This is a genomic window from Methylobacterium sp. Leaf106 (assembly GCF_001422895.1).
Taxonomy (GTDB): Bacteria; Pseudomonadota; Alphaproteobacteria; order Rhizobiales; family Beijerinckiaceae; genus Methylobacterium; species Methylobacterium bullatum.
On the sequence record NZ_LMNB01000023.1, the window covers coordinates 534,777 to 549,282 of the forward strand.

Below are 14,506 nucleotides of genomic sequence, written 5' to 3' on the forward strand. Positions count from 1 at the left end.
ATGACGAGTGGGGTTCAAAGCGATTTTGCTCGGCGGCAAACTTAAATTTATCTTACAGCGGTCTTCGGGGCTGAATCCGTCGCCAGTATAGCGCCGTTCCCGCTATGGAGGGGGCCTGATCCCGTGCGAGGATGCCTGTGCCCATCCAGGTTTCGAACGCGCCGAAGGCCGGAACGGGGATGAACACGATAGGGTCCCGGCGGTGATCGAGCGTCTCGAATTCCTCCTTGCCTTGGCCCGCGAGCGACATTTCGGCCGGGCGGCGCAATTCTGCAACGTGTCTCAGCAAACCCTGTCGGCCGGGGTGAAGCAGCTCGAAGAGCGACTCGGCGTCCTGCTGGTGGAGCGCGGGTCCCGCTTCCAGGGGTTCACCCCGGAAGGCGAGCGCGTCCTCGATTGGGCACGCCGGATCGTCGGCGACGCGCGCGCCATGCGGGAAGAGGTGGCCAGCTTGCGCCGAGGTTTGTCGGGTACCCTGCGGCTCGCGGCGGTTCCCACCGCGACGCCCATCGTCGCCTCGTTGACGACGCCCTTCCGTGCCCGCCATCCCGACGTGCGGTTCTCCGTCCACTCGACGACCTCCGGCGAGATCGGCCGGCTGATCGCCGACCACGAGATCGATGCCGGAATCACCTATCTGGAGAACGAGCCCCTCGGGAAAGTCATCGCGGTGCCACTCTACCGCGAGCGCTACCGCCTGCTCACGGCCATCGACGGCGTCTACGGCAAGAGGGATTCGGTCAGCTGGGAGGAGGTCGGTCGTCTGCCCCTGTGCCTGCTCACGCCGGACATGCAGAACCGCCGCATCATCGACGGTCACTTGCACAATGCCGGGCGGGATGCCGCGCCGCTGCTCCAGTCGAATTCGATGATCGTGCTGCTCACCCACGTCCGCACGGCGAAATGGGCGAGCGTGATGCCCGCTGTCCTCGCCGACAGCTTCCGCCTGAGTGAGCGCGTCCGCTCCGTTCCGATCGGTGAGCCCGATGTCAGCCACATGATCGGGCTGGTGGTGCCGGAACGGGACCCGATGACGCCCCTTTGCGCCGCGCTCATCGTCGAGGCCCAGGCGATCGCTCCCACCGTCGCCGACGACATCGCCTCGCTCTGACGGGCTGCCCCTCAACTCACTCGTCACACTGCCCTTTCGCAGCGCACAATAGAATTATAACAAAAAAGCATTGTCGACCGACCGAACCGCGCGATTGATTCACGTTCGGAGATATACCACCTTGGAACGACAACAAGTTCACTAGGTAGGAACAATGCTGCAGCACGAGCCCTGGAGCGCGCAGCGTGCGGCCGGCATCATCGCCGACCATACGCATCTCGAAGGCGCCACGCTCCCCATCCTCCACGCCTTGCAGGAGACCTTCGGTTACGTGGACGAGGGCGCGGTCCCGCTGATCGCGGATGCGCTGAACCTGTCCCGGGCCGAGGTTCACGGCTGCATCACGTTCTACCACGACTTCCGCCGCGCGCCCTCGGGCAAGCATCAGGTGAAGCTGTGCCGGGCCGAGGCCTGCCAGGCCATGGGCTCGGACGCGCTGCATGCCGACATTCTCGCCCGCCTCGGGATCGATTGGCACGGGACGACGCCTGACGGTCAGATCACCGTGGAGCCCGTCTATTGCCTCGGCCTCTGCGCCAACGGTCCGGGCGCCCTGGTCGACGACGAGCCGCTCGCACGCCTCACCGCAGATTCCCTGGAATCGGCCCTCACGGAGATGAAGTCGTGAGCATCACCATCTATGTCCCGCGCGACGCCGTCGCCCTCGGTCTCGGCGCCAACCGTGTCGCCCGCGCGATCTTCGCCGGCGCCGAGCGCCGCGGCCTCGACGTCACCATCGTCCGCACGGGCTCGCGCGGGATGCTGTGGCTCGAGCCCATGGTCGAGGTCGCGACCCCGGAGGGCCGCATCGCCTACGGTCCCGTCACTCCCGGCGATGTCGACGGCCTTCTCGATGCCGGTCTGGTGAACGGCGGCGAGCATGCACTTCGCCTCGGCAAGCCCGAGGAGATGACCTATCTCGCCCGTCAGCAGCGCCTCACCTTCCATCGCTGCGGTGTGATCGATCCCGTCTCGGTGGAGGATTACCGGGCGCATGGCGGCTATAACGGGCTGGACGCCGCGCTGAAGCTCGATGCCGCCGGCATCGTGGCGCAGGTGCGCGATTCCGGCCTGCGCGGACGCGGTGGTGCCGGCTTCCCCGCCGGCATCAAGTGGAACACGGTGATGCTCGCCCAGTCCGAGCAGAAATACGTCGTCTGCAATGCCGACGAGGGCGATTCCGGCACCTTCGCAGACCGGATGATGATGGAGGGTGACCCCTTCAACCTCATCGAGGGCATGACCATCGCGGGCATCGCCACGGGCGCCACGCGCGGCTACATCTACCTGCGGTCCGAATATCCCCAGGCCTTCGCGACGCTCAAGGAAGCGATCGTCAACGCCCGGGCCGCCGGCTATCTCGGCGAGAACGTGGCGGGCTCGGGCAAGGCCTTCCATCTCGAAGTGCGCTTGGGCGCCGGCGCCTATATCTGCGGCGAGGAGACCTCTCTGCTGGAGAGCCTGGAGGGTCGTCGCGGCATCGTCCGCGCCAAACCGCCGATCCCGGCACTCAAGGGCTTCCTCGGTCAGCCGACCCTCGTCAACAACGTCATGACCTTCACGGCCGTGCCCTACATCCTGGAGCACGGCGCCAAGGCCTATGCCGATTACGGCATGGGTCGTTCGCTCGGCACGCTGGCGATCCAACTCGCCGGCAACATCAAGCATGGCGGCCTCATCGAGTTCGCCTTCGGCATCACCCTGCGCGAGATCATCGAGGATTTCGGCGGCGGCACGCAGAGCGGTCGTCCGGTCCGTGCCGTGCAGGTCGGCGGCCCCCTCGGGGCCTACTTCCCCGACCATCTCCTCGACACGCCTCTCGATTACGAGGCGATGGCGGCCAAGAAGGGCCTCGTCGGCCATGGCGGCATCGTCGTGTTCGACGACACCGTCGACATGGCCAAGCAGGCCCGCTTCGCCTTCGAGTTCTGCGCGGTGGAATCCTGCGGCAAGTGCACCCCCTGCCGCATCGGCGCGACGCGCGGCGTCGAGACCATGGACAAGGTCATCGCCGGCATCCGTCCCACCGAAAATCTCGCCGTCGTGGCCGACCTTTGCGACGTCATGACCGATGGGTCGCTCTGCGCCATGGGCGGGCTCACACCGATGCCCGTCATGAGCGCGATCACCCATTTCCCCGAGGATTTCCAGCAGCGCGGACCGATGTCCGTGGCCGCTGAATAAGGAGGCGCGACCCATGGCCCTCATCAAAGAGATCGATTACGGCACCCCGATCCGGGTGAACGAGCAGACCGTCACCCTCACCATCGACGGCATGAGCGTCACCGTTCCCGCCGGCACCTCGGTGATGGCGGCGGCGATGCATGCCGGCACGCAGATCCCCAAGCTCTGCGCCACCGATTCGCTGGAAGCCTTCGGCTCCTGCCGCCTCTGCCTCGTGGAGATCGAGGGGCGGCGCGGCACGCCCGCCTCCTGCACCACACCGGCCGAGAACGGCATGGTGGTCTCGACCCAGACGGATAAGCTCGCCAAGCTCCGCAAGGGCGTGATGGAGCTCTACATCTCCGATCACCCCCTCGACTGCCTGACCTGTGCCGCCAACGGCGATTGCGAGTTGCAGGACATGGCCGGCGCGGTCGGCCTGCGCGACGTGCGCTACGGCTATGACGGCGCCAACCACGTCAAGCCGACCTCGGACCAGTACCTGGCCAAGGATACGTCCAACCCGTATTTCACCTACGATCCGTCGAAGTGCATCGTCTGCAATCGCTGCGTCCGTGCTTGCGAAGAGACGCAAGGCACTTTCGCGCTCACGATTTCTGGCCGTGGCTTCGACAGCCGCGTGGCTGCCGGCCCCACCGACTTCTTCAATTCCGAATGCGTGTCCTGCGGCGCCTGCGTCCAGGCCTGCCCGACGGCGACGCTTCAGGAAAAGTCGATCATCGAGCACGGCCAGCCGGACCATTCCGAGGTCACTACCTGCGCCTATTGTGGCGTCGGCTGCTCGTTCAAGGCCGAGATGCAGGGCACCCGCATCGTCCGCATGGTCCCCTACAAGGACGGCAAGGCCAACGAGGGCCATTCCTGCGTCAAGGGCCGCTTTGCCTACGGCTACGCCACCCACAAGGACCGCATCACCAAGCCGATGATCCGCGACAAGATCACGGACCCTTGGCAGGAAGTGTCGTGGGAGGTCGCGATCGACCGTGCCGCGTCGGAGTTCAAGCGCATTCAGGCCAAGTACGGCAAGGATTCGGTGGGCGGCATCACCTCGTCACGCTGCACCAACGAGGAAGCCTATCTCGTCCAGAAGCTCGTGCGCGCCGCCTTCGGCAACAACAACGTCGATACCTGCGCCCGCGTCTGTCATTCACCCACGGGCTACGGCCTGATGTCGACGCTCGGAACCTCGGCCGGCACGCAGGACTTCGCCTCGGTGGCGCATTCCGACGTGATCCTCGTCATCGGCGCGAACCCGACGGACGGTCACCCGGTCTTCGGCTCGCGCATGAAGAAGCGCCTGCGTGAGGGTGCCAAGCTCATCGTCGCCGATCCGCGCAGGATCGACCTGGTGAAGTCGCCCCATATCGAGGCCGATTATCACCTGCCACTTAAGCCCGGCTCCAACGTCGCCTTCATCAACGCGATGGCGCATGTCATCGTCACGGAAGGGCTCATCGACGAGGCCTATGTCCGCGAGCGCTGCGATCTTGGCGACTTCGAATCCTGGGCGCGTTTCATCGCCGAGGAGCGTCACTCGCCCGAGGCCCAGGCCGACAAGATCGGAGTGAACCCCGAGGACATCCGGGGCGCCGCCCGCCTCTACGCCACCGGCGGGGCTGCGGGCATCTATTACGGTCTCGGCGTCACCGAGCACAGCCAGGGCTCGACCATGGTCATGGGCATGGCCAACATCGCCATGGCGACCGGCAATATCGGCATGCTGGGCGCCGGCGTGAATCCGCTGCGCGGCCAGAACAACGTCCAGGGCTCCTGTGACATGGGCTCGTTCCCGCACGAGCTGCCGGGCTACCGCCATGTGTCGGACGATGCCACCCGCGAGACCTTCGAATCCCTGTGGGGCGTCCAGCTCGACAAGGATCCGGGCCTGCGCATCACCAACATGCTCGACGAAGCCGTCGATGGTGCCTTCAAGGGCATGTACATCCAGGGCGAGGACATCGCTCAGTCCGACCCGGACACGCATCACGTCACCGCCGGCCTGATGGCGATGGAATGCATCGTCGTCCAGGACATCTTCCTGAACGAGACGGCCAAGTACGCCCACGTCTTCCTGCCGGGCGCGTCGTTCCTCGAGAAGGACGGCACCTTCACCAATGCCGAGCGGCGCATCAGCCGCGTCCGCAAGGTGATGCCGCCGCTGGCCGGCTACGGCGATTGGGAGGGCACGATCCTGCTCTCCAACGCGCTGGGCTACCCGATGAACTACTCGCATCCCAGCGAGATCATGGACGAGATCGCCTCGCTCACCCCGAGCTTCAAGGGCGTGAGTTTCGCCAAGATCGACGAGCTCGGCTCGATCCAGTGGCCGTGCAACGACGCCGCCCCCAACGGGACGCCGATGATGCACGTCGACCGGTTCGTGCGCGGCCTCGGCAAGTTCATGATCACGGAGTATGTGGCCACCGAGGAGCGCACCGGCCCGCGCTTCCCGCTCATCCTCACCACCGGCCGCATCCTGTCGCAGTACAATGTCGGCGCGCAGACGCGCCGGACGGAGAACTCGCGCTGGCACGAGGAGGACGTGCTGGAGATCCACCCGTTCGACGCGGAGGTGCGCGGCATCGTCCACGGCGATCTGGTGGCCCTGGAGAGCCGTTCCGGCGACATCGCCCTCAAGGCGATCGTCTCCGAGCGCATGCAGCCGGGCGTCGTCTACACCACCTTCCACCACGCCAAGACCGGCGCCAACGTCATCACCACCGACTTCTCGGACTGGGCCACCAACTGCCCCGAGTATAAGGTGACGGCGGTGCAGGTGCGACGGACCAACAGGCCGTCGGATTGGCAGGCGAAGTTCTTCGAGGAGGACTTCTCGCTCACGAGAATCGCGACGCAATTGAATGCTGCCGAGTGAACGAAACGATCTGAACGAGAGCGACACGCCGGCTCCGACGAGCCGGCGTGTCGCGACCCTGGTCGTGGCCTACGACGACCCCACGGCCCGCGAAGGGCATCGCGATCTTGCCGTCGAGATGCCCGTCAACCTCGTCTATGGCAGCGTGCCCTACGCGGTCATGATGACGACCCCGTCCGACCTCGTGGATTTCGCCTACGGGTTCAGCCTCACCGAGGGAATCGTCGAGTCCGCCGACGAGATCAGGTCGGTCCGGGTGGAGGACGGGGACGGGGGATTGCGCCTCGTGGTCGATCTCGCACCGGGGCGGTTGCGCGAGCACCTTGCCCGGAAACGCGCCATCTCCGGGCGCACCGGTTGCGGCGTTTGCGGGATCGACGATCTCGCGGCCCTGCCCAAAGCGGAGCTGCGTGCTCATGCGGTGCAGTCGGTCGAGATCGAATCGATCCAGCGCGCCCTGCTCGGAATGGGTGACGCGCAGGTTCTCAACCACACGACCCGCGCCGTCCATGCCGCGGCCTGGGCGGACCGGGACGGCAACCTTCTCGCCCTGCGCGAGGATGTCGGCCGCCATAACGGCCTCGACAAGCTGATCGGCGCGCTGATGCGGGCCGGGACCGATCCCAACGATGGCTTCGTCGTCATCACCAGTCGCTGCTCGTTCGAGATGGTGGAGAAGACCGCGACTTTCGGAGCCGCCGTTCTGGTGGCGATCTCCGCCCCGACATCGCTGGCCATCGACCGGGCGCGCCTGCACGACATGACGCTCTGCGCCATCGCCCGGTCTGACACCCTCACGGTCTTCACCGGCCGCGAACGCCTTCTCCTTGTAGCCGAGCGCTAGAGGCGCGCGGCCCCCTTCACCCGTCGACCAGAGCCAGTCCCATGAGCGCCCTGACCACCAACGACAAGCTCGTCCGCATGGCGAACCAGATCGCGGGCTTCTTCCGATCCTATCCGGATGACGAGGCGGTCGCCGGCATTCACAAGCACATCGTCGCGTTCTGGACGCCGAAGATGCGCCGCGCCCTCGAAGCGCATGGCCCAACGGAGGGAAGCGGCCTCGATCCGCTGGCGTTGAAGGCGATCACGACCTCCCCGGACCAGAACGACAGCCCCGTTCGGGCGGCCACCAACGATCCGCACCTCCAGGGTGCCGGCGCCAGCGACGCCGGCTGAACGGCCGGAGGCGTTTCGAAGAAAAAGGCGCCGAGCCCTCATGGCTCGGCGCCTTTTGTCGGCATGGTGGAAATTGAGGTGCCGGCTACTCGGCCGGACGGTCGCCCGGCTGATCCTTGTCGGTCGATCCCGGCACCACCGTCGCGCCGCCGATGACCCGAACGGCCTTCCTGTCAGACGGCGGGTCGCTCCAGGTCTGAGGCTTGGCGGATGACGGAGCCTGCGCCGTGTCGCGTCGGGGCTGATTCGCTGCCGGCGTCGTTGGCTCGGCCTTCGGCTGCTCGATGGCGGCGACCGGCGGCGTGCTGGCCCGAGCGTCGGACGCTGCGTCCGCGGGGGACGGCGAGGGGGCTTCCGGCGCGAGCCGGGGCGCGGCCGGTTTCGCTGGCGGGGCCAATCTGGTGATTTTGCGGGCAGGTGCTGCTTCCGCCGGGCGTCTGACGTCGCCGGACCGGGCATCCGGGTTCAAGCCCAGCGGATTGCGGTCGGAGGGCTCGGCGCGGGTGGGGGACTCGGGGCGCGCCGCCACGTCGTAACGCGGCTGCCGGCCGATGCTATCCTGGCTCGGGATCCTGCCGGGAGGAGCCAGCCGTTCCGCTTCGCGCATCGGTCGACGGGGCTGCTCGTCCGCTTCGGTCCAGCCATAGCCGGGCGCCGCCGGACGGGCGACCGGAACCGGTGCCGGCTGCATCGGGACACCAAGCCGCTGGCGGTCGAGAACGGCGCCGTCCCGTGCATCCACGAACAACCGGACCCTGTCGCCATAGGGGCCGGTCGCTTCGACGATATAGGCCCGGCCGTCGAATCGCGGCCGCGTCACTTCGGTGAAGCCCCGGTCGTTGAGGCGCCAGACCACGGCACGGGGGGGAAGGAACGGATCGGGCTCGTAGCCGTACTGCGCCTGGGCCGTGCCCGTCCCGAGAGCCGACAGGGTGATGAACCCCGCCAGCATGGTCAGGCTGATCGTATGGGAGCGCACAGGCGCCCTGCGGCTCGATTCCATGGTGCCTCGTCTCGATGAAGTGTCGTCGTTCCGTAGCCCACTGTTGGCGCAGGTCTATGGAGGTCTCCGTGCGGTCCATCACCCCGCATGCCGCTTGTGCTTGGCAAGCCCTGTAGACTGCCCGAATGGGGCGGGAATACGGGTGAAGCGCGGCAAGTCGCGGGCGGCCTCGATCCGCCGCCATTCGGCGAGGGGGCGAGTGCTGTTCATAGGCTGCCTTGCGCCTCGGCCGGTCGCGGCGTCGCATGGCGCATCAAACCTGTCCATCGGGCGCGCGAGCCTCTTGCTGGACCGTTTAAAATCTGTCACTTTCCGTAATTAGGACAGTACGGCTGTCCCATTTTTGGCGGGGCGTCCCTACGGCGAGCGATCGCCGGGGACGAAGTGCCTTCGAGGAACGTGGAAGGTCTGGAGCGGGTGTCGAATCTCACGAAAAAACGAGATTCCAAGCCGGTCGCCATCGCGGCGATCCGGGCCCGCACGGCTTGAATTCAAGCCGGCGCTGAGCCCGCGGAGAGCGGGCGCTTCCTCACCGAAGACCCTGCCCGAATCCGACCGCGTCGAGGACGGAGCCTGAGTGCCGGATGGCATTTGGGCATGAAACATGCTCGCATGCGGGCACGGACGAACGAGGCTGAGGGGTTATCAACATGGCCGCATCTGAGGTTGCCGGGGTCGTCCAGAACCCGATCCCCGCCACGCGGGACGGCGTCGCGCCGCTCGTCGTCCGCGATCACGCTCTCCCGCCCAAGCAGGGCCTCTACGATCCCGCCCGCGAAGGCGATGCCTGCGGCGTCGGCTTCGTGGCGGACATGCATGACCGGCGCACCCACGCCATCGTGGCGCAGGGCCTGCTCATCCTCGAGAACATCGACCATCGCGGCGCCGTCGGCGCCGATCCGAAGATGGGCGACGGTTGCGGCATTCTCACCCACATCCCTCATTTCCTCCTGAAGGAGGAGTGCGAGGGCCTCGGCATCGCGTTGCCCGAGCCCGGCCATTACGGCGTCGGGCAGTTCTTCATGCCGAAGGACGAGGAAGGCCGCCGCATCGTCGAGGAGATCGTCGAGAAGGCCCTCCAGGACGAAGGGCTTCCCTTCCTCGGCTGGCGCGACGTGCCGGTGGATTCGAGCGACCTCGGCGTGCGCGTCAAGGAGACGGAGCCGCACCACAAGCAGGTCTTCATCGGCCGCCCGGCCGCGATCACGGACGAGGACGCGTTCGAGCGCCGTCTGTTCATCGCGCGCAAGGTCATCTCGAACAAGGTCTATGGCCTCAACGATCCGCGCGTGAAGGCCTATTACCCGGTCTCCGTCTCGACCCGGACGATCGTCTACAAGGGCATGGTTCTGGTCACGCAGCTCGGCCATTACTTCAAGGACCTGCAGGACGAGCGCTACGTCTCGGGCCTCGCCCTCGTGCACCAGCGCTTCGCCACCAACACCTTCCCCACCTGGCAGCTCTCGCACCCCTACCGGATGGTCGCCCATAACGGCGAGATCAACACTCTGCGCGGCAACGTGAACTGGATGGCGGCGCGCCAGGCCAGTGTCGATTCGGACCTGTTCGGCAACGACATCTCGAAGCTCTGGCCGATCTCTTACGAGGGCCAGTCCGACACGGCCTGTTTCGACAACGCCCTCGAATTCCTCGTGCAGGGCGGCTACTCGCTCGCCCATGCCATGATGATGCTGATCCCGGAGGCCTGGGCCGGCAATCCGCTCATGAGCGAAGAGCGCAAGGCGTTCTACGAATATCACGCCGCGCTGATGGAGCCGTGGGACGGCCCCGCCGCCGTGTGCTTCACCGATGGCCGCCAGATCGGCGCGACCCTCGACCGCAACGGCCTGCGCCCCGCCCGCTATATCGTCACGGAAGACGGCCTCGTCGTGCTGGCCTCCGAGATGGGCGTCCTGCCGATCCCGGACGAGAGCATCGTCGAATCCTGGCGCCTGCAGCCGGGCCGCATGCTGCTCATCGACCTGCAGAAGGGCCGCATCATCTCCGACGAGGAGATCAAGAGCGAGCTCGCGGCGGCCAATCCCTATGCGCAATGGGTGAAGAACACCCAGATCGTGCTGGAAGACCTGAAGCCGGTCATTCCGCGCGCCTCGCGCTCCGACGTGTCGCTGCTCGATCGGCAGCAGGCGTTCGGCTACAGCCAGGAAGACCTCAAGCTGCTGATGGCGCCCATGGCCGTCACCGGCCAGGAGGCGGTCGGCTCCATGGGGACCGATACGCCGCTCTCGGCTCTCTCCGACAAGCCCAAGCCCCTCTACACCTACTTCAAGCAGAACTTCGCCCAGGTCACCAATCCGGCGATCGACCCGATCCGCGAGGAGGCCGTCATGAGCCTCGTCTCGTTCATCGGGCCGCGCCCGAACCTGCTCGACATGGAGGGCGCCTCCCGCAAGAAGCGCCTGGAGGTCCGTCAGCCGATCCTGACCAACGGCGATCTGGAGAAGATCCGCTCGATCTCGCATTTCGAGGACCGTTTCGACACCAAGACCCTCGACATGACCTTCCCGGCCGAATCCGGCGCCGTCGCCATGGAAGGCGCGGTCGACCGGCTTTGCGACCGGGCCGAGGCGGCGGTGCGCGGCGGCTACAACATCATCATCCTGACCGACCGCGGCGTCGGCCCGGATCGCATCGCGATCCCCGCACTGCTGGCGACGGCGGCGGTGCACAACTACCTGATCCGCAAGGGGCTTCGCACCTCGGTCGGTCTCGTGGTCGAATCCGGCGAGCCGCGCGAGGTGCATCACTTCGCTTGTCTCGCCGGCTACGGCGCGGAGGCCATCAACCCCTATCTCGCCTTCGAGACCGTGATCGCGATGAAGGCCGAGTTCCCGCCGGATCTCACCGACGACGAGATCGTCTACCGCTACATCAAGTCCATCGATAAGGGCCTGCTCAAGGTCATGTCCAAGATGGGCATCTCGACCTATCAATCCTATTGCGGCGCCCAGATCTTCGACGCGATCGGCCTGAACTCGTCCTTCGTCGCCCGCGACTTCTTCGGCACCAAGACCACCATCGAAGGCATCGGCATGGCCGAGGTCGCCGAGGAGACCGCCCGGCGGCATGCCGACGCGTTCGGCGATGCCCCGGTCTTCCGCCATGCCCTCGATGTCGGCGGCGAGTATGCCTACCGCCTGCGCGGCGAGAGCCATACCTGGACGCCGGATTCGGTGGCGACCCTGCAGCACGCGGTGCGCCTCGGCCTGCCCGAGCGCTACCGCGAGTTCGCCCGGCTGGTGAACGAGCAGGAGAACCACCTCAAGACCATCCGCGGCCTGTTCCGGATCAAGCAGGCGGCCGAGCTCGGCCGGGCGCCCGTCGACATCTCTGAGGTCGAGCCGGCGGTGGACATCGTCAAGCGGTTCGCAACGGGCGCGATGTCCTACGGCTCCATCTCGAAGGAAGCCCACGAGACCCTCGCCATCGCGGTGAACTCGTTCGGCGGTCGTTCGAATTCCGGTGAGGGCGGCGAGGAGGTCGAGCGGTTCAAGCCGATGGCCGACGGTCGTTCGCGCCGCTCGGCGATCAAGCAGGTGGCCTCCGGCCGCTTCGGCGTCACGACGGAATATCTCGTCAATGCCGACATGATGCAGATCAAGGTCTCGCAGGGCGCCAAGCCCGGCGAGGGCGGCCAGCTGCCCGGCCACAAGGTCGACGCCAAGATCGCCAAGGTCCGTTACGCCACCCCCGGCGTCGGCCTGATCTCGCCGCCGCCGCATCACGACATCTACTCCATCGAGGACCTGGCCCAGCTCATCTTCGACCTGAAGAACGTGAACCCAGCCGCCGACGTGTCGGTGAAGCTCGTGTCCGAGGTCGGTGTCGGCACGGTCGCCACCGGCGTCGCCAAGGCGCGCGCCGACCACATCACGATCTCGGGCTTCGACGGCGGCACCGGCGCCGCGCCGCTGACCTCGATCAAGCATGCGGGCGGGCCATGGGAGACGGGTCTCGCCGAGACCCAGCAGACCCTGGTGCTCAGCCACCTGCGCGGCCGTGTCGTGCTGCAGGCCGATGGCGGCATCCGCACCGGTCGCGACGTGCTCGTCGCGGCCCTGCTCGGCGCCGACCAGTTCGGCTTCTCCACCGCGCCGCTCATCGCGGCCGGCTGCATCATGATGCGCAAGTGCCACCTGAACACCTGCCCGGTGGGCGTGGCGACGCAGGACCCCGTCCTGCGCAAGCGCTTCAAGGGCACGCCGGAGCACGTGGTGAACTACTTCTTCTTCGTGGCGGAGGAGTTGCGCGAGCTGATGGCGGCGATGGGCTACACCAAGCTCGAAGACCTCATCGGCCGCTCGGACTTCCTCGACACGCTGGAGGTCATCAACCACTGGAAGGCGCGGGGCCTCGATTTCTCGAAGCTGTTCCATCGGCCCGATGTCGGCCCCGACGTGGCGATCCGCCATACGGAGAAGCAGAAGCATCCGATCGACACGGTGCTCGACCGTCGCCTGATCGAGGGCGCCAAGGCGGCCATCGAGACCGCCGAGCCGGTGGTGCTCAACGAGGTCATCAGGAACTCGGACCGCACCGCGGGTGCGATGCTCTCCGGCGTCGTCGCCAAGCGCTACGGCCATGAGGGCCTGCCCGACGACACCATCACGGTGAACCTCGCCGGCACCGCCGGCCAGAGCTTCGGGGCATGGCTCGCCGCCGGCATCACCGTGGTTCTCACGGGCCACGCCAACGATTACGTCGGCAAGGGGCTGTCGGGCGGCAAGCTGATCATCCGGCCGAGCGACGCGCTGCGGTCGCCCGCCGGGCGGACGATCATGGCCGGCAACACGGTGCTCTACGGGGCCATCGCGGGCGAATGCTACATTCGCGGTTCGGCCGGCGAGCGCTTCGCCGTCCGCAATTCAGGCGCCATCACCGTGGTCGAAGGCATGGGCGACCATGGCTGCGAGTACATGACCGGCGGCGTCGTGGTGTCCATCGGCGAGACCGGGCGCAACTTCGCGGCCGGCATGTCGGGCGGCATCGCCTACGTGCTCGATGCGGACGGTTCGTTTGCCGCCCGCTGCAACCTCTCCATGGTCGATCTCGAACCCGTCGAGGAGGAGGACGACGTCATGCGCCGCTTCCACCAGGACGGCGACCTCGAGACCAAGGGGCGCGTCGACATCCTCGCCGACATGTCCGGGCATGACGAGGAGCGCCTGAGCCAGCTCATCACCAATCACCTGAAGTACACGGGTTCCCCGCGTGCCAAGGCGATTCTGGAAGACTGGGCCGGCTACCGCACGAAGTTCGTGAAGGTGATGCCGGTGGAATACCGCCGCGCTCTCCGCGAAATGGAGATGGCGCGGATGCCGGTGGCGGCGGAATAGCACTGAGACGTCGGATCGGTTCCGATCCGACGTCGTCGAGGGGATCGATGCGGGCGCTCGTTCCGCGTCGGACCGTGCCTGAGGAGAAGGGATACATGATCGAACGGAGGATCAAGCTTCATCGCGAGGGGCACGAGCAGACCATCCGGCTCCCGGATGAGTTCGCTCTGCCCGGCGACGAGGCGATCCTTCGCTTGGAGGCCGGCCGTCTGACGCTCGAAGCCGTCGGACAGCCTTCCCTCCTGTCGACCCTTTCGCACCTCATGCCTCTGGACGACGCGTGGCCCGAGATCGAGGACCGACTTCCGGAGCCGGTTGATCTCTAGTGCGCTACCTGCTCGACACGAACATCCTGTCGGCCCTCGTTCGCGCTCCCAATGGGCTCCTCCGGGAGACGATTGCGCAGGTGGGGGAGTCGAACGTTTATACGAGTGTGGTGGTGGCCTCGGAACTGCGTTTCGGTGCTGCCAAGAAAGGATCCGAACGCCTGACCCGGCAGGTGAATGCGGTTTTGGGTGCGATCACCGTCGCATCCCTCTCCGTGCCCGTCGATCACACCTATGGCGAACTGCGCCGACTTCTCGAAGCGGCTGGAACACCGATCGGAGCGAACGACCTGCTGATCGCGTCGCACGCGATTTGCGATGGCAGTGTATTGGTGACGGACAATGTCGGTGAGTTCTCGCGGGTGCCGATGCTCGACGTCGAGAACTGGTTAAGACCGTAGCGAGCTCGCTCGCGAAAGAAGAATCGGTCTCCGTTTTGTGCGGAGCGCTTTGGGTGAGTGGGGCTTTAGG

General features: G+C 66.4%; 11 protein-coding genes. 9 read left to right on the plus strand and 2 right to left on the minus strand.

Annotation, left to right across the window (positions count from 1 at the left end; translation table 11 throughout):
• Nucleotides 1–202: 202 nt before the first annotated feature.
• From ASF34_RS14265 to ASF34_RS14290, 6 genes are all read left to right on the plus strand, one after another.
• Entirely contained in the window at nucleotides 203–1,111 is a 909-nt protein-coding gene (locus ASF34_RS14265) for a LysR family transcriptional regulator (protein WP_018044995.1), read from the plus strand.
• 154 nt (nucleotides 1,112–1,265) lie between these two features.
• Complete coding sequence (locus ASF34_RS14270; RefSeq protein ID WP_018044994.1) at nucleotides 1,266–1,739, plus strand: formate dehydrogenase subunit gamma; 474 nt, start codon at nucleotides 1,266–1,268, stop codon at nucleotides 1,737–1,739.
• Nucleotides 1,736–3,295 (plus strand): formate dehydrogenase beta subunit, encoded by a 1,560-nt coding sequence (locus ASF34_RS14275; protein WP_056140587.1) that lies wholly within the window; start codon nucleotides 1,736–1,738, stop codon nucleotides 3,293–3,295. The genes ASF34_RS14270 and ASF34_RS14275 overlap by 4 nt, the downstream gene beginning before the upstream one ends.
• 13 nt (nucleotides 3,296–3,308) lie before the next feature.
• Nucleotides 3,309–6,170 carry a formate dehydrogenase subunit alpha gene (gene fdhF, locus ASF34_RS14280; RefSeq protein ID WP_056140590.1) on the plus strand — a complete coding sequence of 954 codons (2,862 nt, stop codon included), beginning with the start codon at nucleotides 3,309–3,311 and terminating at the stop codon, nucleotides 6,168–6,170.
• Nucleotides 6,157–7,014, plus strand: a complete 858-nt coding sequence (gene fdhD, locus ASF34_RS14285) for a formate dehydrogenase accessory sulfurtransferase FdhD (RefSeq protein ID WP_056161784.1) — start codon at nucleotides 6,157–6,159, stop codon at nucleotides 7,012–7,014. Before fdhF ends, fdhD begins: the two co-directional genes overlap by 14 nt.
• Nucleotides 7,015–7,055: 41 nt before the next feature.
• Nucleotides 7,056–7,349 (plus strand): formate dehydrogenase subunit delta, encoded by a 294-nt coding sequence (locus tag ASF34_RS14290; RefSeq protein ID WP_018044990.1) that lies wholly within the window; start codon nucleotides 7,056–7,058, stop codon nucleotides 7,347–7,349.
• 85 nt (nucleotides 7,350–7,434) lie between these two features.
• On the opposite strand, the gene ASF34_RS14295 is transcribed toward ASF34_RS14290, so the two are convergent.
• A complete protein-coding gene (locus ASF34_RS14295; protein ID WP_056161786.1) occupies nucleotides 7,435–8,352 on the minus strand; it encodes a hypothetical protein in 918 nt (305 codons plus the stop codon).
• A 78-nt stretch (nucleotides 8,353–8,430) separates the two neighbouring features.
• Complete coding sequence (locus tag ASF34_RS23650) at nucleotides 8,431–8,562, minus strand: hypothetical protein (protein ID WP_274533759.1); 132 nt, start codon at nucleotides 8,560–8,562, stop codon at nucleotides 8,431–8,433.
• 440 nt (nucleotides 8,563–9,002) lie between these two features.
• Between ASF34_RS23650 and gltB the strand changes: the two genes are divergently transcribed.
• From gltB to ASF34_RS14310, 3 genes are all read left to right on the plus strand, one after another.
• Nucleotides 9,003–13,709, plus strand: a complete 4,707-nt coding sequence (gene gltB / locus ASF34_RS14300) for a glutamate synthase large subunit (protein ID WP_056161788.1) — start codon at nucleotides 9,003–9,005, stop codon at nucleotides 13,707–13,709.
• 95 nt (nucleotides 13,710–13,804) lie between these two features.
• Nucleotides 13,805–14,035 (plus strand): antitoxin, encoded by a 231-nt coding sequence (locus tag ASF34_RS14305; protein WP_056162114.1) that lies wholly within the window; start codon nucleotides 13,805–13,807, stop codon nucleotides 14,033–14,035.
• Nucleotides 14,035–14,436 carry a type II toxin-antitoxin system VapC family toxin gene (locus ASF34_RS14310; RefSeq protein ID WP_056161789.1) on the plus strand — a complete coding sequence of 134 codons (402 nt, stop codon included), beginning with the start codon at nucleotides 14,035–14,037 and terminating at the stop codon, nucleotides 14,434–14,436. The genes ASF34_RS14305 and ASF34_RS14310 overlap by 1 nt, the downstream gene beginning before the upstream one ends.
• Nucleotides 14,437–14,506: the final 70 nt, after the last annotated feature.